At 32.6% G+C, this 22806-nt stretch carries 22 protein-coding genes and 3 tRNA genes; 13 read left to right on the forward strand and 12 right to left on the reverse strand.

All coding sequences use genetic code 11. The features are described from left to right. Positions 1 to 9 precede the first annotated feature (9 nt). From FPB0191_RS06610 to FPB0191_RS06645, 8 genes are all read left to right on the forward strand, one after another. Entirely contained in the window at positions 10 to 489 is a 480-nt protein-coding gene (locus FPB0191_RS06610; protein WP_039104872.1) for a TadE/TadG family type IV pilus assembly protein, read from the forward strand. 16 nt (positions 490 to 505) lie between these two features. Next, entirely contained in the window at positions 506 to 1306 is an 801-nt protein-coding gene (gene tadF, locus FPB0191_RS06615) for a tight adherence pilus pseudopilin TadF (protein ID WP_039104873.1), read from the forward strand. Positions 1307 to 1332: 26 nt separating this feature from the next. Next, positions 1333 to 3270 carry a TadE/TadG family type IV pilus assembly protein gene (locus FPB0191_RS06620; protein WP_039104874.1) on the forward strand — a complete coding sequence of 646 codons (1938 nt, stop codon included), beginning with the start codon at positions 1333 to 1335 and terminating at the stop codon, positions 3268 to 3270. Between the two features lie 14 nt (positions 3271 to 3284). Continuing rightward, positions 3285 to 4637, forward strand: a complete 1353-nt coding sequence (locus FPB0191_RS06625; protein ID WP_039104875.1) for an RCC1 domain-containing protein — start codon at positions 3285 to 3287, stop codon at positions 4635 to 4637. An 11-nt stretch (positions 4638 to 4648) separates the two neighbouring features. Then, positions 4649 to 5086, forward strand: coding sequence for an A24 family peptidase (locus FPB0191_RS06630; RefSeq protein WP_039104877.1), 438 nt, complete (start codon positions 4649 to 4651; stop codon positions 5084 to 5086). Between the two features lie 491 nt (positions 5087 to 5577). Continuing rightward, a tRNA-Leu gene (locus tag FPB0191_RS06635) sits at positions 5578 to 5665 on the forward strand. Positions 5666 to 5696: 31 nt separating this feature from the next. Then, positions 5697 to 5772 (forward strand) — tRNA-Gly (locus FPB0191_RS06640). 38 nt (positions 5773 to 5810) lie between these two features. Then, positions 5811 to 5884 (forward strand) — tRNA-Cys (locus FPB0191_RS06645). 348 nt (positions 5885 to 6232) lie between these two features. Here FPB0191_RS06645 and FPB0191_RS06650 read toward each other — a convergent pair. After that, complete coding sequence (locus FPB0191_RS06650; protein ID WP_039104879.1) at positions 6233 to 6664, reverse strand: lysozyme; 432 nt, start codon at positions 6662 to 6664, stop codon at positions 6233 to 6235. Positions 6665 to 6671: 7 nt separating this feature from the next. Further along, a complete protein-coding gene (locus FPB0191_RS06655; RefSeq protein WP_039104881.1) occupies positions 6672 to 6980 on the reverse strand; it encodes a phage holin family protein in 309 nt (102 codons plus the stop codon). Between the two features lie 680 nt (positions 6981 to 7660). Between FPB0191_RS06655 and trhP the strand changes: the two genes are divergently transcribed. Then, positions 7661 to 9037 carry a prephenate-dependent tRNA uridine(34) hydroxylase TrhP gene (gene trhP / locus FPB0191_RS06660; protein ID WP_039104882.1) on the forward strand — a complete coding sequence of 459 codons (1377 nt, stop codon included), beginning with the start codon at positions 7661 to 7663 and terminating at the stop codon, positions 9035 to 9037. Between the two features lie 51 nt (positions 9038 to 9088). Here trhP and proA read toward each other — a convergent pair whose 3' ends face one another. From proA to gpt, 5 genes are all read right to left on the reverse strand, one after another. After that, positions 9089 to 10342 carry a glutamate-5-semialdehyde dehydrogenase gene (proA, locus tag FPB0191_RS06665; RefSeq protein WP_039106807.1) on the reverse strand — a complete coding sequence of 418 codons (1254 nt, stop codon included), beginning with the start codon at positions 10340 to 10342 and terminating at the stop codon, positions 9089 to 9091. A 17-nt stretch (positions 10343 to 10359) separates the two neighbouring features. Next, positions 10360 to 10848 (reverse strand): hypothetical protein, encoded by a 489-nt coding sequence (locus tag FPB0191_RS06670; RefSeq protein WP_039104884.1) that lies wholly within the window; start codon positions 10846 to 10848, stop codon positions 10360 to 10362. 65 nt (positions 10849 to 10913) lie between these two features. Further along, a complete protein-coding gene (gene proB, locus FPB0191_RS06675) occupies positions 10914 to 12014 on the reverse strand; it encodes a glutamate 5-kinase (RefSeq protein ID WP_039104886.1) in 1101 nt (366 codons plus the stop codon). A gap of 36 nt (positions 12015 to 12050) precedes the next feature. Beyond that, the gene (locus tag FPB0191_RS06680) at positions 12051 to 13331 is read right to left on the reverse strand and encodes an alpha/beta fold hydrolase (protein WP_039104887.1); all 1281 of its coding nucleotides are present in this window, start codon (positions 13329 to 13331) and stop codon (positions 12051 to 12053) included. Between the two features lie 88 nt (positions 13332 to 13419). After that, positions 13420 to 13968, reverse strand: a complete 549-nt coding sequence (gpt, locus tag FPB0191_RS06685; protein WP_082018265.1) for a xanthine phosphoribosyltransferase — start codon at positions 13966 to 13968, stop codon at positions 13420 to 13422. A gap of 156 nt (positions 13969 to 14124) precedes the next feature. Here gpt and FPB0191_RS06690 point away from each other — a divergent pair, with 156 nt between their 5' ends. Beyond that, positions 14125 to 15588, forward strand: a complete 1464-nt coding sequence (locus FPB0191_RS06690; RefSeq protein WP_039104889.1) for an aminoacyl-histidine dipeptidase — start codon at positions 14125 to 14127, stop codon at positions 15586 to 15588. Between the two features lie 61 nt (positions 15589 to 15649). Here the strand turns inward: FPB0191_RS06690 and FPB0191_RS06695 are convergent, their stop codons facing one another. Further along, complete coding sequence (locus FPB0191_RS06695; protein WP_039104890.1) at positions 15650 to 16846, reverse strand: sugar efflux transporter; 1197 nt, start codon at positions 16844 to 16846, stop codon at positions 15650 to 15652. 100 nt (positions 16847 to 16946) lie between these two features. On the opposite strand from FPB0191_RS06695, the gene cutC reads away from it, so the two are divergent. The 3 genes from cutC to moeA all read left to right on the forward strand — a co-directional run bounded on the left by cutC (position 16947) and on the right by moeA (position 20287). Beyond that, entirely contained in the window at positions 16947 to 17675 is a 729-nt protein-coding gene (cutC, locus tag FPB0191_RS06700) for a copper homeostasis protein CutC (RefSeq protein WP_052236838.1), read from the forward strand. 156 nt (positions 17676 to 17831) lie between these two features. Continuing rightward, complete coding sequence (gene ychF, locus FPB0191_RS06705; protein ID WP_039104892.1) at positions 17832 to 18923, forward strand: redox-regulated ATPase YchF; 1092 nt, start codon at positions 17832 to 17834, stop codon at positions 18921 to 18923. A gap of 125 nt (positions 18924 to 19048) precedes the next feature. Beyond that, positions 19049 to 20287 (forward strand): molybdopterin molybdotransferase MoeA, encoded by a 1239-nt coding sequence (moeA, locus tag FPB0191_RS06710; protein WP_039104893.1) that lies wholly within the window; start codon positions 19049 to 19051, stop codon positions 20285 to 20287. 207 nt (positions 20288 to 20494) lie between these two features. Here the strand turns inward: moeA and FPB0191_RS06715 are convergent, their stop codons facing one another. The 4 genes from FPB0191_RS06715 to folB all read right to left on the reverse strand — a co-directional run bounded on the left by FPB0191_RS06715 (position 20495) and on the right by folB (position 22761). Continuing rightward, entirely contained in the window at positions 20495 to 20923 is a 429-nt protein-coding gene (locus FPB0191_RS06715; protein WP_039104894.1) for an EamA family transporter, read from the reverse strand. A 15-nt stretch (positions 20924 to 20938) separates the two neighbouring features. Next, complete coding sequence (locus FPB0191_RS06720) at positions 20939 to 21145, reverse strand: hypothetical protein (protein ID WP_039104895.1); 207 nt, start codon at positions 21143 to 21145, stop codon at positions 20939 to 20941. Between the two features lie 247 nt (positions 21146 to 21392). Further along, positions 21393 to 22367, reverse strand: coding sequence for an MBL fold metallo-hydrolase (locus tag FPB0191_RS06725; RefSeq protein WP_039104896.1), 975 nt, complete (start codon positions 22365 to 22367; stop codon positions 21393 to 21395). Between the two features lie 34 nt (positions 22368 to 22401). Further along, positions 22402 to 22761 carry a dihydroneopterin aldolase gene (gene folB, locus FPB0191_RS06730; RefSeq protein ID WP_039104897.1) on the reverse strand — a complete coding sequence of 120 codons (360 nt, stop codon included), beginning with the start codon at positions 22759 to 22761 and terminating at the stop codon, positions 22402 to 22404. Positions 22762 to 22806: the final 45 nt, after the last annotated feature.

The raw sequence follows: 22806 nt of genomic DNA on the forward strand, positions 1-22806 counted from the left end.
AACTTTATCATGTTGAAATTATGTAAAATAATTAAAGAAAAAAGAGGCGTGATATCAATTGAATTTGCTATCTGTTTTCCATTATTTATTCTGTTGTTCGCTTTTGTTTTGGAAATGAATCGATTAATGTTTATCAGTTCTTCATTGGATTTACTTACTGCTGACGTAGCTAGAAGAGCATCAATCACAGAGAATATAAATAAAAACTCTTCATCATATTCTAATATCTTTTATAATGAATTAAGTAAAGAACTAACTTTATGGCCGATGTTGACCTCTCAAGACAACTTTATAGTTCAAGTCGAATTTTGCAACAATATTAAAAATATCATCGATAATAAATGTAATACAACATCTACATCATTAAGCAAAATTATTCGTTATAAAGTTGAATATAAATACAATGCTTTTTTCTCTTCATTATTTCCAGATTTAGCAAATGCCAGTTTAAAAAGAGAATCAGTTGTTTATCGTGAATTTCAATCTTAAAAATGGGGGGTTTAACATGAAAATTAACATTCTAAAATTTTTAAAATCTCCAAAAGGTTCTATATCAATTGAATTTGTTGGTGTGTTTGCTGCTTTTGCTGCAATTATATTTATGGGCTACGATATTTATAACTCAATATCTTTACAAAACAATCTAGAACGTACTAATTATGCAGTTGCATCTTTAATTCGTGAACGGTCATCTCTTTATAATCGAATGGATGATAGTGCATTTATGCCCATAAATGGCACTAATTCACACCCATCTTTGTGCGATATATCTAATTATGAATCATGTTTTAAAACATATGAATTAGTGAGTAAAGAACAACTTATAGAAGCTCAAAATTTAGCGTCAACGTTATTAAATAAAGAAGTGTCTATTCGTATAGATAGTTTATTCTTATTACAACACCTTGATTTCCCGGGTGATTTAAATAAAGCTAAATTAAAAAATTTCACACTTTCTTCTTGTGATAATGGTAATTGTGACGCCCGTATAAAAAGCTTTTTAGATGGGCGTCCAAATATGGAAGATAGATCTGTATCAGAAAAAGATTATACCAAACTCATACCTTTTGTATCACGAACTCGAAATATTGACTATCCTCATAGTGGTATAACTGGTCGATTTATACCACTTTATCGAGTAAGTATGTGTATTAATAATGCAGAGAGTTTCTTTTTAAAGTTTCACGATAGTAGTCGTCAAGAAAAGGGAATCTTACCCAATTTATGTAGTGAAATATCGGTAATATCTAGATGTAATGATCTTGCGGATCCACAAATAGGATGTCCTATTTATGTTTATAGATAACAATCATAAGAATTGAGAAGGTCATCATGAAGAAAAATAAAACAATATTCAAAAAATCTAAATATTTTAATTTTGACTTTTTAGCCAACACAACAGGTAGTATCCTTATTCCTTTTGCCGTCATGTTGCCAACAATCTTTCTTTGTCTAGGTATGGGAGTTAATTACGCTTATACTTTTAAAAGTAAAACTGCACTTTCTGAAGCGACTAATGAAGCCGCACTAGCTTTAGTTGCGTTAAATAATAAAAATTTAACTCAGGAAGCTAAAGCTCGTAATCAAGAAATTACTTTAAACTATATTAATTATTATTTGACTAAAAAAATTACTGATAACATAGATGATAAGTCCTCAATTAGCATTAATTATAATGAGAGTGAAAAAGAATATTATGTTTACTATACTCATGATGTTGAATCATTAATAAAAATGGAAAATGGAAATTTAACTAGCTCTCCAATAACTATAGCTAATAATATTGATACTTATGGTAATACCCGAAAAACTTTCCTTAATACCGATACGATAGATGTTGCTTTTGTTACTGATTTTTCCGGTTCCGTAACTTGTTCCTATAATGATTCCAATTGTAATTCATACTCATCTGGACAAGGTAATCAACGTCGACTTGATTATATGCGTAAAGCAATTAGCGAGTTAGTAGAATCGTATTCTGATAAAATAGGTTATAAATTTGCTTTAGTACCTTATGATATTGGTGTACCAATTGAAAACGGTAAGAAAAATCTCGCTGGAGGTGATTCTTATTCATGTTCTATACCTTTTAAACTTAAACCACCTTACAATACGGTTGATTATGATTTCTGGGCGAATAAATATGTACAATTTAGTGAATGGGTTAGTTTAAAAGAGGCTGGTATAATAACTGACTATTTGGCTTTTGATTATTTTGCTGAACATGCAAATAGTATTTTTTATTATATTGATAGAAATAACTATGAATATTATAGAAGAGTCATCGGTCCCTCAAAAGGTTTTAACTCTGACTTTGACTTAGTAAATAATAATTTATGTATAAAAAGGCATTCTGTTCCATCTACCCAACATGGTGAATATAAATATGGTTGCGGTATTGAAAGAGACGATTATGCTTTGAAGCAAGAAAATCTTCAAAAAGTTGAAGAACAATATCCATTACTTGTTAAACTCTATGACTTCATGTATACCGATAATAACAGAGAATATGATACTCATTATTCTTTTGCAAATACAATGACAATTGATGTTGATGGGACAATAAAAGCATTATTCAGTAATGAGAAAAAATCCATTACATTTACTCGCCCTATTATTCCTACAATGGCAGAATATACTCCATTTTCAGCTATGTGCTTATCACCAATCTATAGTAATAAGGTGATGGTCGGTAATGATAATGATCTAACTTATTTTAAATTATATAAAAATACCTCCGAAAATATCGCAAGTTTCAAGAATTCACCCCACTTAGTAAAACTGACAGAAGGCGCTAAATTACTTAAATATATAAAAAGTAATGAATGGTCACCTGGCGGTGGTACAGATACAATGTCTGGTTTTTTAACATCCGTTCCGGTTTTATCGGAAGGCGAAGGTAATCATAAAGTGATTATTTTAATGTCTGATGGCAAAGACGATTCAGGTGCAGATAGATTACGCGATGAATTTATTCGTAGAAAAGTCTGTAAAACAATAAAAGATGGTTTTATGAATCAAGATTATGAAGACAAAGGCTTTATAGCAAAAAAAGCAGCCTCAGCAGCTATTCACTTTATAAAACTTGATCCATCTGTTGCTAATATGGATCAATTTAGTGAACAAGATTATAAAAGAGAATTCGGAGCTTGGTATGATTGTGTTAATCGTGATAAAAAATATTTACATGTCGCGACTGATTATGAATCAATACTAGATATATCCAAGCATATAATAGAATCAGAAACAGGTAATTTTATTTCTAAATAATAAAGGTGAATAAAATGAAATTTAAAATACTATGTTTTTTTGTACTTTTAAATGGTTTTGTAGGATCAATAGAAGCCCAAACAAAACAACATATTAAATCGACTGATGCCGTATTAATTTCAAAACAACCCATGATTCCATATGGGGAAGTTAGTAGTGTTAACATGATTACCACAGCTGTAACCATTGAAAACGGCGATGTTTGGGTATGGGGTTATAGAGGTGGGGCTGAGCAAGGTAATGGCAAAAAAAACGTTAGTAAAAAAGCCAAACCAGCTAGAGTCGAATATTTTGCTAAACATGGAATTAAGATAGATCATGTTGCTGGCGGTGCCTATCACATCATTGCTTTAGACGATAAAGGAGATGTTTGGGGGTGGGGGCAAAATTTTGCTTTTCATGCTGATGGTGGTGTATGTCAAGATAAGGGCTATGTTGACACACCTTGTCGAATTATAGAAGGAAAACAAGTTATACAAATTGGGGCTGGTGAATATACGGGTATAGCTTTGACTAAATCGGGAGAAGTATATGCTTGGGGTAAAAACACTTATGGTGAAGGCGCTACTGGGGATAGAAATAGTCCCGTCAAATTACATCAAATCCCTCAACAATACTTTAATGGACGTAAAGTTGTGTTGATTGGTACTGCATACCAAGGTGGCTATGCCATAAATGATGTGGGAGAAGTATTTGGTTGGGGAGATGATCAGGAAGATTCTTTTGGTATACCTCAATCGGACAGACATGTATATCAAGTAACACCTGTTCAATTAGGAATAACCACTAGTGGACAAAGAATTGACTATATTTGTGGTGGCGAAGGTTATACTGAATATTTGACTGATGACGGTAATGTCTACGGTATGGGGCGTGTCGCTGCATTAGGAAAAGGTGGCGATGTACTTAACGGCTCAGCAAAAACAGCTCAACCTGTTTTGATCCTAAATAATGTTAAAACATTATATTGTCGTTGGCGTGGTTCAACAGCATTAACTCATGACGGTAAATTATATACTTGGGGAAATGCTAAAAGCGGTGAAGTTGAAAATGTTGAGGATATAGTGGTTGAAGGTGACGAAAGTGATCCAAATGATGGGAATAACGGTGAAAAAGATATTTTAGGATCTAAACCAATACGACGCAATTTCAATGGAAATGTAATAACAAAATTAGATGGTGGTAAACATCACCTTATCTATTGGACCGATGAATCTAAAGGTTATGGTGTGGGATATGGACATTTAATAAAATTTAACCCTAATAATAGTAATAACGAAATTTGGCCTGGACGAGAATTGATTTGGGTAGCAGATGCGATGAGAGAAGTTTATGGTAGCGATTATAAAATAGGACGAGGAAGGTAATCTAACTTAATATGTTTCTATTCGAAAACTTTATTTTATATTTAATATGGGCGATTTTAATTGTAATATGCTACACGGATATTCGTTATAGAATCATCGCTAATTCAATTATAATCGCTTTATTTTTTATTATTTTAACTAACTTTTTTCTTGGTTTTGGCAAGCTAAATTACATCAGCGCTCTAATATTCTTTATCATCGGTTTAATTATGTATACATTTAAATTGATAGGCGCTGGTGATATAAAACTAATTACTGTACTTTTGTTATCACTATCTTATGAAGAAGTATGGAATTTTCTTATTATGATGACGCTATTAGGTTTGCCTCTTGCTGTTATAGCTATAATATGGAAAATGATAACTAAATCAAAGGTTACTATTCCTTATGGTGTAGCGATTGGCTTAAGCTATATTATCACTACATACTTATCATTAACTTCAACATAAAAATCCCTAGTATATTAAATAAATTAAATTCTAACTATGATTTAAAAAATAAAAGTCTTATCATAATGTTAAGACTTTTATTTTAATTCTAAATTACAATGTTCACTTAATAACTGCCTATTAAATACAATTTGAGCAAAAGACTATTATCAACAAAAATATCATTTTTACTATATTAACTCTTTCATAAATATTTATTACAACAATCATCCGAACGATTGGAAACAAATTAATATTAATTAAAATCCAATTTATCAAACTGAATTTTTTTAGATATAGAAACATAATTTATTGCTTATTATCACTCTATAATTGCAATAATTATTCTGTAAAATTGCCATGTTTTAATACAAAAGGATAAATCTAAACCTAAATCTATCTAAAGGTTAACCAATCGAGATTTTTATTTAAAATATCTATTGACTGAAATGATAGAAAAGGTAAAATGCTCAGCATTCAGAAGGCAGTTATACAAATATAACTTCCTCTAAGCCCGGGTGGTGAAATCGGTAGACACAAGGGATTTAAAATCCCTCGGCTTTTTTAGCCGTGCGAGTTCAAGTCTCGCCCCGGGCACCAATTTTACTTAGTTTTTTTAAGTAACCTCTATGCGGGAATAGCTCAGTTGGTAGAGCGCAACCTTGCCAAGGTTGAGGTCGCGAGTTCGAACCTCGTTTCCCGCTCCAATTTATCTAATATAGTTTAAAGTTATAATAAGATAAATGGCGCGTTGGCAGAGTGGTTATGCAGCGGATTGCAAATCCGTGGACCTCGGTTCGATTCCGGGACGCGCCTCCATAAATATTATATTTGTCTAGTTAATTTTACAATTTAAATCTATATTTTATTATATACCCTACCCTTTTTATTTACTCATTCTGTTCTTTATCAGAGCTTTCCAAAAAGATATTATTCCCATCCATGGGATAAATCTACATTACATTTAATACAATCTAAGTATTTTAAAATTTAGCAGACTCATTAAATACAATGCAGAATTTAAGTCTTAATAATTTGCCTAATGAGTTAGTAATATTAATTTAATTCTGATTTAATAAATCGTTAAAATGATATTTATTTAGAATATGAATTAGAAAGTCTTATAAATAGATTGAGGATAATATAGAGTTGGCATTTAATGATGGATTATAAATCAGAACAGAAAAGTTCTGTTTCCATCTTCCTGCGACGAATTAATTTAGCCAAAACTAAATTCTCTGATTTATTAAACTTTTTAAACTCTTTTGATGCGCCTAAATAATCAGCTTTATTAAGTTTAATTAATAAGGCTGATTTATTAAATACCATAATACCTATATCCATTATAAGGGAGCAAAGCGCATCAAATTGATTCTGATTAATGTCAACACAGACTGAGTCGTTAATCGATTGCTCAATCTGATATAAATCTTGTATTAAAAAGCAATCGGCTTGTAACTCACTGATCATATCATTAGGCGTAACATTTTTAGTATGTCTATAACCAATTTCCCAATTCCCGGAAAGTGATTGATAGGCTTTTAATCTTAATGATTCAAATTTTTTGATTAGGTTGAGTCCTTTATTACTAATTATCATAGTAAAACTACTCCTTTTCTTTTAATTTTTTAAGAAATTTATCTTCCAAAATTTTAACTAGATTCGCGCCTGACCAACCAGCTAAGCCAGCAGCGCCTCCAGCAAATTCAAATTCCCAATTAAAATAACTAGCGATAAATATCACTAAAGTTCCAGCAAAGATGGAAATAAATATTTGGGCTATAAGTGTCCATAATAAAAACTGTTTACCATTTAAAATTTCGTAACTGTAACTTGCTAATGAGCCTAATAAAGTAATAACGTACAAAACAATGACAACAAGCCAATTGACATTGTCAGGATTTTTAATAGTCATAAAATAACTCTCTTTTTAATTGAATAAAAAATAAAAGAACTCTATTACGTTTTTAAAAATAATAACTGTAAGAGTAATGAGTACTTTTGATTAAATGAATAAAGGGGAAATATTTTGAATTTGAAACTACTTTTTTTAAAGTATTTCAATATATAAAGTGAAATGAATTAATAGATATGTTCACATATCAGAACATAAAAAAACCTAGCAATCTGCTAGGTCTAAAGGTATATTATCACTAATAACATAATGTAGCATTTTTCTTCCCAAAAATCAATTATCATACCACGTATAATTTTGTGTTAATTTCAAAGTAATTAAAAATTATATTTTATAGATAACCAATGTAATTATTAAGTATAAAGCACACTCTAGTTATACTTTAATTAAAGGAAATGAAAATAGCTTTTATGAATTGCTAAATTAAATCATTAAATCATTTATTGCCAACATCAAAAAATCGAATGTATTAACCCAAAAATAAAGTTCCATATGAGTAAATATTCCAAACTAAATCTGCAAGTGAGTGTAAATATCAAAATTACGTCATAATTATCCAATTTTTAATAGAATTTATATTTGCTATTATTTATCTCAACGCGTAAAATCTGCGCCTTATTTATTTGCTTAATGGCTAAGAATTTAATCTTAGTACTGACTTGAAATCAGAGGCATTTTTAATGAAAACTCTATTTGTAAAACCTGAGCTACTTTCTCCAGCCGGCTCATTAAAAAATATGCGATATGCTTTTGCCTACGGGGCAGATGCGGTCTATGCTGGTCAACCACGCTATAGTTTACGTGTACGTAATAATGAATTTAACCATGAAAATTTATCTATCGGAATTAATGAAGCTCACGAACAAGGTAAAAAATTCTATGTGGTAGTTAATATCGCACCACATAATTCGAAACTAAAAACGTTTATTCGCGATCTTAAACCCATCGTTGATATGAAACCAGATGCATTTATCATGTCAGATCCAGGATTAATAATGTTAGTAAGAGAACATTTTCCAGATATGGAAATCCATTTATCTGTTCAATCCAATGCAGTAAACTGGGCTACAGTCAAATTTTGGCAACAAATGGGATTAACACGAGTTGTTTTGTCTCGAGAATTATCAATAGAGGAAATTGCCGAAATACGTGAAAAGGTACCAGAAATGGAATTAGAAGTGTTCATTCATGGCGCACTTTGTATGGCCTATTCTGGCCGTTGTCTATTATCTGGTTATATTAATAAGCGTGATCCTAACCAAGGAACGTGTACAAATGCCTGCCGTTGGAAATACAACGTATCTGAGGGTAAGCAAGATGAAACAGGACAAATAGTCCATAAACAAGAGCCAATTGTTATAAATAAAATTGAACCGACATTAGGTATTGGTGGACCGACAGATCAAATATTTATGCTAGAAGAATCAGGTCGTCCCGGTGAATATATGCAAGCATTTGAAGATGAGCATGGTACTTATATCATGAATTCTAAGGATCTACGTGCGGTAGAATTAGTCGAAGATTTAACCAAAATCGGGGTGCATTCTCTAAAAATTGAAGGACGAACCAAGTCTTTCTACTACTGTGCCCGAACAGCACAAGTATATCGACAGGCAATTGACGCAGCCGCAGAAGGTAAACCATTTGATCCTCGTTTATTAAATGAATTAGATGCTTTAGCTCATCGTGGCTACACTGAAGGTTTTTTACGTCGACACCATCATGAAGATATGCAAAATTATGAACATAGCCATTCCGTTTCAGATAAACAACAATTTGTCGGTGAATTTAGTGGTCAACGTTTAAATGGATTGGCTGAAGTAATAGTAAAAAACCGTTTTTCCGTGGGAGATAGCGTTGAGCTTATGACTCCTAAAGGGAACCATACATTTGTTATTGAAAGTATGCAAAATAAAAAAGGTCAACCTATACAATCTGGATTAGGTGATGGTCATGTGGTTTATTTACCTATTTCTAACGATATTGACCTTGAGTATGCGCTTTTAATGCGTAATTTTAGTAATGGAGCAACAACTTTAAATCCTTTAAGTAAATAAAACAAAGGCGACCAAGTCGCCTTTCTGTTACTAAACAAGTGGCAATAAGATCTATTCGCGAATTAAATCATCCCCATAACCTATCCATTTATAAGTCGTTAAAGCATCTAAACCCATTGGTCCTCTTGCATGTAATTTTTGAGTACTGACGGCAACTTCAGCGCCTAATCCAAACTGAGCTCCATCAGTAAAGCGGGTTGATGCATTGACATAAACCGCAGCAGCATCAACTAAATTAACAAACTTTTCTGCATTTATTAAATTACGAGTTAAAATTGATTCTGAATGACCACTTCCATATTCACGAATGTGTTCAACAGCATCAGTCAAAGTGTCAACAATTATTACGTTAAGATCTTTCGACAACCATTCTTGTCTTAACTCAATATCAGTAACCAATTCAACTAATGCGCCATTTATGTCTAAAATCGCTCGTGCTTCTTCATTCGCATGCAATTTTACATCGTTTTCAGCCATTATTTGGCTTAACATAGGTAAAAACTGTTTAGCTATGTTTCGATGGACTAATAATGTTTCTAAAGTATTACATGTACTTGGACGTTGTGTTTTAGCATTGACAATAATGGGTAATGCTTTTATAAAATCGGCTGTTTCATCTATATAAATATGACAAACACCAATCCCACCGGTTATGACAGGAATAGTAGATTGTTCACGGCATAATTGATGCAGAGCTGCTCCACCTCTTGGGATAATCATATCGACATATCGATCAAGTTTAAGAAGCTGAGTAATAAATTTACGATCTGGATTTGTTATTGTTTGCACAGCGTTAGCAGGTAAATCCGTTCTACCTAATGCATCTTGTATGATCTTTATCAACACTGTATTTGTATTAATTGTTTCTTTACCACCACGTAAAATTACTGCATTACCGGTTTTTAAACATAAAGAAACGATATCAATTGTCACATTTGGACGTGCTTCGTAGATTACCCCTATAACACCTATTGGAACGCGTTTTCGTTGTAATCGTAAGCCACTTTTTAAAGTATAGCCATCAATCATCTCACCAATAGGATCTTTTAATCCCATTACATTAAGAACATCTTTAGCTATTGTCTTTAATCTTTCTTCTGTTAATAACAACCGATCAATTATGGCATCACTTAAGCCACTTTCTTTAGCTAATTGAACATCTTTTTGATTTGCAATAAGAATTTGATCGCTATTTAGAATTAATAAATCGGCTATGGTATTTAAAGCGAAATCCTTTTGCTTAGATGTTGACTGTGAGAGTTCAAATGCGGCTTGCTTCGCAGCTATACCTAACTGTTGTAACACCATGAATAGAGCCCTCTCTATATTGATTCTTTAGATTGTCTAAATTGATCTAAAGCCATTTGTAATTGCTTTAACATTGACTTACGATCTTTCGACAACATTCTATCAAGTTTGATTGTTTTTTTATTTATTAATTCATTATCAATGCCATTAGCACGATAATTAATCAGGAGTGATTTTTTCTTAACCGAAAAATCAATCAAATTTGAGAACAAATAGGTTTCGCATTTAGCACCATAAATGGTTATAGATGTTTCATTAATGACGATAAATTTTCTTTTGAATTGTATGGCAACTGAAAGCATAGCAATGATCATTACTAATACATTAACTTTTCCATAATTCATATAGTATAAAGTGTAAATCGATAACGTTAAACCAATAATAATTATAATTAAAAGGACAAGCAATAAACGTCTAGCATAATATGTTGTTTCAGGTATTGTAGTTTTTGATGTATTATTTTTTTGAGAATGTTCATCACAAACATCATTAAGGTCTTTCATATGCCCTCATTTATAATTATTAAAAAATTGATAATACTATTTTAAAATTAGATGATTAATACAAATTATATAGTAATCATATCATCTCGATGAACAGCAACAGCACCATATTCATAACCAATCAACTTGATAATTTCTTGGGAATGATGCCCTGCAATACGTTTTAGGGCGTCGCTATTATAGCGTGTTACACCTCTTGCTATACTGTAACCATCTTGATGACAAATATCTACTACTGCCCCTCGTGAAAAATTATTGTTTATTTTTATAATACCTTTGGGTAGCACAGATCCACCTTTCAATAAAATAGCATCAATAGCACCTTTATCTAATATTATTTGCCCCGCAGGCGGAGCGCCAAATAGCCAATACTTACGATGTTCTAAGCGCGACTCTTTAGGTTTAATTAGCGTTCCAACATTAATATTGTTGGCTATATCAATGATCACATTAACGCGACTACCCGCAGCGATTATAACTTCAATACCGGCTTTACCTGCGATTTCAGCCGCTTGGAGTTTAGTTGTCATACCGCCTGTCCCCAATCCTGAAATACTACCTCCAGCAATAGCTTTTACTTCGCTATCTATAGTTTTAATTTCACTTATTAATTTAGCTGTAGGATCTTTTCTAGGATCAGATGTAAATAACCCCTCTTGATCCGTTAATAAGATTAGTTTATCGGCCTGAGCTAAAATTGCAGCCAATGCTGATAAGTTATCATTATCCCCTACTTTAATTTCAGCTGTTGCAACAGCATCATTTTCATTTATAACGGGTACAATTTGATAATCAAGCATTGCTTTTAATACGTCTTGTGCATTTAAAAAGCGTTCGCGATCTTCTAGATCTGCGCGAGTCAATAGCATTTGTCCAATAGAAATATTATAAATAGAGAATAATTGCTCCCAAAGTTGGATAAGTTTACCCTGTCCGACTGAGGCCAACAGTTGTTTCGTAGCGATTGTTTCAGGTAGTTTCGGATAATTTAATGCTTCTCGACCAGCGGCTATTGCCCCAGAAGTGACGATGATAACTTTATGACCTTGCTGATGTAATTGATGACATTGTCTTACAAGTTCGACAATCCTAGCGCCATCCAATTTTTTTGAACCGCCCGTTAATACGCTGGTGCCTAGTTTTATAACGATTATTTGTGGTTTCATATTAAGCCACTTACTTAAATGTTTAAGATCGAAATATTAAGAAACTAAATTCTTTAGCCAATTTGTAAGATTGTTTGAACTTAACTTTATATCCTGCTTTAAACGAGATGATTTTATTTTAAACAAACTAATCGGCTTTGTTGATGTAATTAATTTCGTTTCAGTTAGATTATTTAGGGGATCCCCTTCATAATAAATATTAAGGATCGGGACATTACATGGTTTAATTAATAATCGCTGTTCTTTAAGTGAAAAAAACTTCAATTCGGCCCGCAGTTGTTGTTCAGAAAAACTCTTCATACCTAAACGATTGACGAGCATATCACGATAAATTGTCGGCAGATTTACCTGCATTTGCGGATCTGTAAATAATTGATGGATAATTGGTCCAATATTAATAATACCTTTTATTTTAGACGGCATTAAATATGCAAGTCGAGTCGCAATATTTGCGCCAAATCGATAGCCAAACAAAATAATATTTTGATAATCAATTAGCGGTATTGTTTTAATTTGTTCAATGATAGCTTGATGAATAATTGAAGTATTTTGTGTTAAATTAAACGATTTGCTATTGCCAATAGAAGGCATATCGACGGTAAGCAATCCTATCCCTAAAGGCGCTAAATGTTCTTCAAATAAGCGATAGAAATCAATTTGTAAATTACTTAATCCTGTACATAGTATTACTGTGGGAAATGCGCGTATTTCATCATTACGTTTAAGCGGTGTATGTAATATAGTTTTTACACATTTATCTTCTATATGAAAATCTAGTTCTTTGATAATGTGAGGGGAATGTTCCATCGCTTGACGATAATAGCGATATGCCAATAATACCGCCTGATTAGCTAAATCATCATTGCGAAAATAAGGAAAACCGGCTAGAGCCATAAAACTGCTTGCCATAAGCCAAGATTGAAAACACGTTGAATGATGTTGCTGTGAATCAGCTTCAACAACATCTGCTTGTTCTGCATTATCTGCTTGCTTTTGCCATTTAGTTGCTTGCGACCAGAATTCATAAATCCAATTACCGGACTGATAACCGATAACTGTATCTAACCAATTAGGATTAGATCGTTTTTTATCAGAAATAGCGATTCGTGATAACACATCTTCCGTTTCCATAAATGGCAATCCGCGCCATTGCCATGACAAACGATTGATAGCTCTGTACCAATAACTCTGCCCTTCACTATCTAAAAGTGAATTAGTTAAATGTCGCGTATTAGCGGAGGGCGTCACCAAAGTTGATGTCTCTGGATAATCAAATTTTGGTTTAAACAATTGTTCAGATAAATTCTTTTCTGTCATCTCTATTTTTAATAGTCGTTAATAGTTATAAGTAAATTATTAATATTATTAATAAAAAATAGCACAGTTACTGTGCTATTTTGTCGATTTAATTTTGGTCACATATAGGCTTAACAAATGTAACGCCCATATCCCATGGTTGTTCGATCCATGTATCTTGTGGGATATCAACAACATAATCATCAACTAATGGACGTCCTTCCGGCTTAGCAAAAATTGTTACAAATTTCGCTTTAGGATACATTTCGCGAATTGAGTGAGCTGTGCTACCGGTATCAACCAGATCATCAACAACAATAAAGCCTTCGCCATCGCCTTCTGCACGTTTTAGCACAAGTTTTTCACGCTGTTGATTATGATCGTAGCTTGATATACAAACAGTATCAACATAACGGATACTTAATTCTCTAGCAAGAATTGCTGCTGGAACCAAACCACCACGACTAACCGCAATAATACCTTTCCATTGAGAGGCTGGTAATAACTTCATTGAAAGTTCCCGTCCAAACATTTGTACCATTTCCCAAGTAACGGTATACTTTTTCTTTTCGGCAATTTCATCAGCTTTGATTTGTTTTTTTGCTTTAATTTCTTCTTCTAAAAGCGCTTGTTCAGTTGATACTGGATTTAATGACATAAACACCTGCAATTTCTAAATTAATTGAGTAAATAAATCACACGCAAATTAAATTGCGATATCAATACACTCAAAATGGATGTAAAATTGCACTTTATTATAGTGTGAGTAGTGAATAAAAACTACTATTAATTAATAGAATATTTGAGGATTATTATGTTGACGTCTTTAAAACCGAAATCACTCTGGACTATTTTTAACCAAATTTGTCAAATTCCCCATCCTTCCCATCATGAACAGATGATTACAAAGTACTTAGTTGATTTTGCTCAAAATCACAATATTGAGTGCCATTTGGATAAAGTCGGTAATATTTTATTAAGAAAAGGTGCGACTGAGGGACTAGAACATTTACCGTCAATTGCACTTCAAGCACATATGGATATGGTTCCACAAAAAAATGAAGATACTCAACATGATTTTTTAATAGATCCTATTAAACCTTATATAGATGGTGAATGGGTTAAAGCTAAAGGCACAACATTAGGTGCAGATAATGGTATTGGACTAGCTTCAGCATTGGCGGTATTAATTGACCCTGAAGTTAAACACGGACCAATTGAGGTATTAATTACAGTTTCTGAAGAAACTGGCATGGTTGGCGCTTTCGGTTTGCAACCAAATTGGTTAAAAAGCCATTACCTCATAAACACTGATTCTGAAGATGAGGGCGAAATATTCACAGGTTGTGCAGGTGGCGTTGATTTTAAATCAACTTTTGCTATTAATTATGGATTAATTCCAGAAGTACATGATACTTTTCTACGTTTATCGTTAAAAGGATTGAAAGGTGGACACTCTGGCTGTGATATTCACCTTGGTAGAGGTAATGCAATTAAATTATTAGTACGCTTTTTGGTCGAATATGCTCAAGATATTCCATTTAGATTGGCAGATTTATCGGGAGGTACGTTACGTAACGCTATACCACGTGAAGCATTTGCTGAAATTTCTTTAAACAGCCAAGATTTGGCTAAGTTTGAATCCATAATTAAACAATATCAAGACATATTAAAAAGTGAGTTACAAAGAGTCGAACCAAATATTCATTTTGATTCAGTTAAGATTTCACAGGATAAATTAAAACGTGTATTGACTATCGAGCATCAACAAAAAATCCTTAACTGGCTAAATTGTGCGCCTAATGGTGTAATAAGAATGTGTGATGATATGCCCACAGTAGTAGAAACATCTCTTAATTTAGGTATTGTTGAAATTAAAGAAAATCAAATTTCAGCTTATTTTTTAATTCGTTCACAAGTTGATACAGCAAAAGATGCTGTAGTCGCAACTTTAATCTCACATAGTCAATTAACTAACGCTAATTATGAAATTAGTGATGGCTATTCAGGTTGGACGCCTAATCTTAATTCACAATTGCTTAAGTTATCAGAAGAAAAATACGATGAGCTTTTTTCAAAAAAAGCAAAAATTATGATTATCCACGCGGGTTTAGAGTGTGGCTTATTTACCAAACATTATCCTAATATGGATATGATTTCCATTGGACCAACGATTGTTTCACCTCATTCACCTGATGAAAAAGTTAATATAAAGAGTGTGGAAAAATACTGGTTATTATTGTTGGCAATTTTGAAATCAGCAGATAAATTAAAATAATTTGATCATCTTAATAAAAGGGCTAATGCCCTTTTATTTAATCATCACTTATAAAATAATTTTATCGAACAGTTCTGACTTGTATACATAATAATAATGATATCAATAACATAGCAAGAGCAATATAGTAAATTATTTCATGCCCATATAAATCACTCGCAAAACCTTGTATCATTCCCCCTAAAATAACGCTACAAGTTACGCCATTATTAAAAAGCGTAGTTGCAACGCCCATACGGGTTGGTAGTAGATCTTGGAAATAAATGATACCAATATTTGCCACAATACCTATAAATAGACCATTTAAAATTTGTAATCCAAATAATGCTAACTGACTTTGACAAAAAATTATACCAATGTAAAAAAATACACCGCAAAGAATGGCAAAAATCATTAACCTATGTTTACCAAATTTAGGTACTAAATAGCCAGCAATCAACATAATTGGAATTTCAATACCGGCTGCTAAACCCATTAATTTTCCCGGCAAATTTTTTGACAAATGTAACACTTCATCAACGTACAACGGCATATCAATAAGATACATTATATTAGCCGTCCACATAAAAACTGTAGCTAAAAATAAAAAAATGATATTTTTGTTTTTAAGAATCGAATCATTTTGATTGATAAGTTTAGATTCAATGACTTGAGGCGTTACCTGATTACGCGCTACTGATGGCAAAAATAATGCCACCACAAAAATGGCTATAAAGTACATACCGATAGCGCTAAAATAAAGAGTATTAAAACCATAATTAATGGCTAATGCGAAAGACAAAGGTGGTCCTATTACCCATGCTAATGATAATTGTGCTCGGATTAACGAATTAAACACAACCACATTACGCCCTGTTTTCTCGGCATATTCGCGCGCCAAAGCAAAAATCTGTGGCATTGCAGCTGATGCTAAAGCGGCAAAGAAAACGCCTAACGAAATCAAAATCAGATAATTACGCGTTAAAGCAAAAACAAGATTATTACCTATTCCCATTAAACAACAAAACAGTACAATGTAACGACGCTCACCTTTTTTATCTGAATAGCTTGCTAGTAAAAAGCTCCCTATTATACTTGCAAAAGCATTAACAGAATAAAATATACCAACCAAAATGGGATTAACTTTTACCTCATCGGTTAAGAAACGACTTAGAGTCGGTGATTGTAAAGCACCTGCAATCCCAATAATAAATGCACTGATTAAAAATGCAGCAAAAATAATGCTTGAATTCCGATTAAAAATAAATTTACTAGACATAATGACTCTAAATAATTAAGTATTGTCTTATTATAGTTATGTGACATATAACAACAAGCGTTATAATTAATTGCTCTAAATAAATAAAAGTTTAAAGATTATGAAACTAGAAATTTGTTGCTACAGTATTGATGATGTTATATTAGCTTTTAATAATGGTGCCGATCGTATTGAATTTTGCGCAGGTCGTAGTGATGGAGGATTAACACCAAGTTATGGTGATTTATTGCAATTATCTCAATTAAATTTACCTATACCTATTCATCCAATAATAAGACCGCGTGGTGGTGATTTTCTTTATAGCCAATGTGAAATTAATACAATGTTAATGGACATTGAATTAGTAAGGAATTTAAATTATTCTGGTATAGTTTTTGGTTGCTTACAGGCAAATGGACATATTGATATTAAAAATATAGAGAAATTACTGCATGCTGCTCAAGGATTATCTGTTACCTTTCATCGTGCTTTTGATGTATGTCATGACCCAATTCTAGCACTTAAACAACTTAATGAATTAGGAGTTAATCGTTTACTTACTTCAGGGCAACAACAAGATGCAACGAAAGGAATAAAATTGATTGAACAGCTTCATAAGCTTACACAATCAACATTAATCATGCCCGGATGTGGCGTTCGCTCATCCAATATTGAAAATTTTAAAGCGATTGGTATAACAGAATTTCATTCATCAGCGAGTTTATCCTATCCATCACCAATGCAATATCAAAATCACAATGTTACTATGAGTCATAATAAAAATGATGAGTTTCTTCGTTATGGCATTGATCCGCATGAAATCCAAACAATGAAGGCTTTGCTGAATTAAATGTAAATTTGTAAATTATCAATTAGGAAGATTCTTCTTCTAATTTCAACATAGCTTTAATAAAAGACCTAGTAGTGATTATTAATTTCACTATATCGTTAATACTGAAAATAAGATATAATCCTGCCATTTTTGAGGGTTAGAAAAGGTTTTATTATGGGATTTAAATGTGGAATTGTGGGGCTACCAAACGTTGGTAAGTCAACCTTATTTAATGCATTAACAAAAGCAGGTATAGAAGCTGCAAACTTTCCATTTTGCACCATTGAGCCAAATACCGGTGTTGTACCAATGCCAGACAATAGGTTAGATCAATTGGCTGAAATTGTTAAACCACAACGAACATTACCTACAACTATGGAATTTGTAGATATTGCAGGTTTAGTTAAAGGTGCGTCTAAAGGTGAAGGATTAGGTAATCAATTTCTATCTAATATCCGTGAAACAGAGGCAATTGGACACGTAGTACGATGCTTTGAAAACGATAACATTATTCATGTTGCAGGTAAAATTGATCCAATTGAAGACATCGAAACAATTAATACTGAATTAGCTCTGGCTGATTTAGATACATGTGAACGAGCAATTTTACGGGTACAGAAAAAAGCTAAAGGTGGCGATAAAGATGCAAAATATGAACAAAGTGTTTTAGAACTTTGTTTACCACATTTAGAAAAAGGGAATAAATTAATTACCCTTGATTTAGATAAAGAACAAATTGATGCTATTAAATACCTTAGCTTTTTAACTCTAAAACCAACTATGTACATTGCCAATGTTAATGAAGATGGTTTTCAAAACAATCCTTATTTAGATAAGGTGAATGAATTTGCGGCTAAGGAAAATGCAGTTGTTGTTCCTGTTTGCGCAGCGATTGAAGCAGAAATCGCTGAACTTGATGATGAAGAACGCGATGAGTTTATGCAAGATTTAGGTATTGAAGAGCCTGGCTTGAATCGTGTAATTCGTGCCGGTTATAAGCTATTAAATTTACAAACCTATTTTACAGCTGGTGTAAAAGAAGTTCGAGCTTGGACAATTACCGTTGGTTCAACAGCACCGCAAGCTGCTGGTAAAATTCATACTGATTTTGAAAAAGGTTTTATCCGAGCACAAACCATTGCCTTTGATGATTTTATTAAATACAAAGGTGAACAAGGTGCCAAAGAAGCTGGGAAAATGCGTTCTGAGGGGAAAGACTATATTGTTCAAGATGGCGATATTATGAATTTCTTATTTAATGTTTAAGTATTAAAAGTTCTAAGCTCTAATTTATCATTAGAGCTTTATACAACCCACATTAGCTTCTTTACAACTGATCATAAATGCATTTAATATTATATTCATATTACAACGATTAATAATAAAAGCATATGAACAAATCTCCTCTACTAACTTTTCAGCAGGCGAAAGAATTAATTCTCACTACTGGTAATGCATTTAATTACGATCAATGTAAAACAGTCTCTTTAATGGAGTCTATTGATTGTTATCTAGCAGAAAGCATTTATTCCCCTTTAAGTATTCCTTCTTTTAATAACTCCGCAATGGACGGTTATGTAATTAGACAACAAGATATTGAAAATTTCTCAACTTTACCAATAGCCGGGAGTATTTTTGCTGGTGATAATGATGAAATTACTTGGCCAAAAGGTAGTTGCTTGAGAATCATGACTGGGGCTTATGTGCCTCAAGATGCTTATGCCGTTATTATGCAAGAAAAAGTAACTATACAGAATAATTGTATTACATTTGATCAACAGCAAATCAAAAAAGGGCAAAATATACGATATATTGGTGAAAATATTAATAAAGGTGATAAAGTTCTTACTAAAGGTGAAAGACTGACTATCGGTAAACTTGCAACCCTTGCCACGCTAGGTATTGAACAAGTAAAGATCTATAAACCCATAAAAGTTGCCCTCTTTTCAACTGGTAATGAGTTGACTTCAATAGGTGAAGATTTAAAGTCTAATAATCATATTTATGATAGTAATCGTTTCACACTTCATTTAATGCTAAAAACATTAGGTTGTGAAGTAATCGATTTAGGCATTATCAAAGATGATTTAACACTCATTAAACAAACATTACAAAAAGCTAGTGAAGAAGCTGATTTAGTTATTACGAGCGGTGGCGTATCTGTCGGAGATGCTGATTATGTTAAACAAGCTCTTGAACAACTAGGTCATATTAATTTCTGGAAAATTGCAATTAAGCCGGGTAAACCTTTTGCTTTTGGACGTCTGGGGCAATCACTCTTTTGCGGACTTCCCGGCAATCCGGTTTCCTCTTTAGTAACCTTTTATCAATTGGTACAGCCACTTATTTTGACAATGTTTAGTCAAAAAATAGCACCAAATTCGCTCACTTTTAAAGTCAAAACGACAAGTAATTTAACCAAAACACCTGGGCGTTTGGATTTCCAACGTGGTTATTTATATAGTAATAAAAATGGGGAATTAGTTGTAACCTCTACTGGTCAACAAGGTTCTCATATTACATCATCTTTTGATCGAGCTAATTGTTTTATTTTGTTAGAAAAAGATAGAGGGGATGTACTTGCTGGTGAATGGGTAATAGTTGAACCATTTAACAAACTATTATCATAATTTATAACATGGCGTTTAGGGTAACTACCTAAACGTCATAAACGATATTTAATATATTTTTGTTGGTAATCCCTAAATAAAACATAAAGCCTCTATTAACAGCTTAATACTGCTATGTAATTATATAAATAAAATAGTAGTAATTAAAATCACATTAATAGAATAAAATACTAAAGCAGATTAGCATTTGCATAAAAACTGAGATTATTAATTTAACGCGACTAAAATTGCGCCAATTGCAATTAGAGCAACACCTACTCCCGCCCAAAGTGATATCTTCTCACCAAATAATATAACTGCAAATACGACGGCAAATACGACACTAAGTTTATCAATAGGTGCAACTTGTGATACTTTACCTACTTTAATTGCCATAAAGTAAAATAACCATGATAATGCTCCAGCTATTCCACTCAAAGCAATAACGAAGATTGCTTTTTTATCTTGGACTATCGCTTGCACCAATTGAAATTTACCTTGTACAATGACAACACCGACCAAAAAAACTGCCATAATTACAGCACGTATAGCGGTTGCAGTATTAGCATCTAATTGCTGTAAACCTATTTTCCCTAAAATAGCTACTGCAGCAGCAGTTATTGCTGATAACAGAGCATAAATTAACCATGCGCTCATAAATTTAATTTTCAGTTATTTATTTTCAATTTTAATCATCATTTGTTGATTATTCGGATTATCTTGACACTGTTTAGAGTTCTGCATCACACCATCGCAGCCTTCTAATATCGGTTCCGGTTTAGACCACTTTCTTTGATGGTCAGGCGCTGTACGTCCTCCACAACTAGCCAAGCTTAATATCACACAAAATACACTTATAACAAGAGCAAATTTATTCATAACCATTCCTTCATATCACAACTTAAAATGACTCTGACAATATATATCTAATAATTGATAAACTAATGTTTTACGAATGTTTACAATCCAAATTCAGAAAAATAATAGAATAACATCAGATTGTTATTACTATTTTGAGCCGAATAATATAATTTGCAAGAAATAACTACTTAGTTTAATAACCTATTTTTTTAATGAAAAACTGATTTTAGATTTTTAGTTTAATTCTTATTAAATCTATGACTTACTAAATTGTCGTATGCTGTCCAATTTTTAACAAACTAAAAAGCTGTTTGTGCTCAAGCTCCTGTTCCGTCAAAGTCTGTAGAAATTTGGGTGGTTCATCAAGCGCATCATCTGCTAGTTCAAACACTCCCCAATGGATAGCAATGGCACGTTTGCAATTTAGTTGCTTAAATATCTGTACCGATTGTCTTGGATCTATATGTTGTTTATGCATAAACCATTGTGGTGCATAGCAACCAATTGGTATAAGTGCAAGATCAATATTTGGGAAACGTTGACCAATTAAATTAAAGATATTTGCATAACCGCTATCACCCATAAAATAAATCGTATAATGAGGATATTCAATCATCCAACCGCACCAAAGCGAACGGTTCGTATCAAATAAGCCTCTTCTGCTCCAATGTTGTGCTGGAACAGCTGTTAATTTTATATCTGATATAGTAAAGGAATCCCACCAATCAAGCTCAGTAACTTGGTTAGCGCCCCATTTTAACAACTTTTTCCTTAATCCCAATGGAACAAAAAATGTAATATCAGGGAAACGCTTGATAAGCTGTTTAATTGTTGGATAATCCAAATGATCATAATGATTATGAGAAATAACAACGAAGTCAATGTTGGGTAATTGCTCCACAGATGTTGGACAAGGTGTTCGACGCTTTGGTCCAATAAAATTAAATGGTGAAGCATATTCTGAAAAAACAGGATCAATTAGAATCGTTTTTTGGTTAATTCTAATTAAACTTGAAGCATGTCCTAGCCACCAAATACCTTCTTGAGCAACTGTAAAATCTGCAGGCTGAAACCAATCCTGTATAAATTTTTCATATCCTGCTTTGGGGGGATGGATTTTTCTTTCCTTACGCCATTTGACAAAATCCTTCTTTGAAATTGCAAAAGGTTCTAAATTTCGAAAACCTCGTATAGTGTGATGCTTTTTACTGGCATCATAATAAGGATTTTTGTAGAACATTAATTATTCCTTGTCATTTTATCTTTTTTATACGTTAAACATTAGTCCTTTCAATGATTATAGCAACATTCCGAGCTGCAACTACCGCTGTTGGCTTACTAACTTTTATTCTTATCCAAGGTACTGAATAATCTTGCAATATCATTTCCGCGACACATTCTGCCACACGTTCTATTAAATCAAATTGATTGTTTTCAACAAAATCAATTACTGATTGACTAACTTTAGCGTAATCCAAGCAATCTTCAACATTATCACTCATCCCTGCGGGCTGATTGTTCCAAGCGATTTCAATATCAAGGACCAACTTTTGCTTAATACTTTTCTCCCAATCGTAAACACCAATAGTGGTCAGAATGGTTAATCCTTCAATACAAACACGATCGCGATTCATCTTTTATTATCCTATGATTAGCAAAATAAAAAAAATATTAATCAA

This window comes from Frischella perrara (assembly GCF_000807275.1).
GTDB classification, from domain to species: domain Bacteria; phylum Pseudomonadota; class Gammaproteobacteria; order Enterobacterales; family Orbaceae; genus Frischella; species Frischella perrara.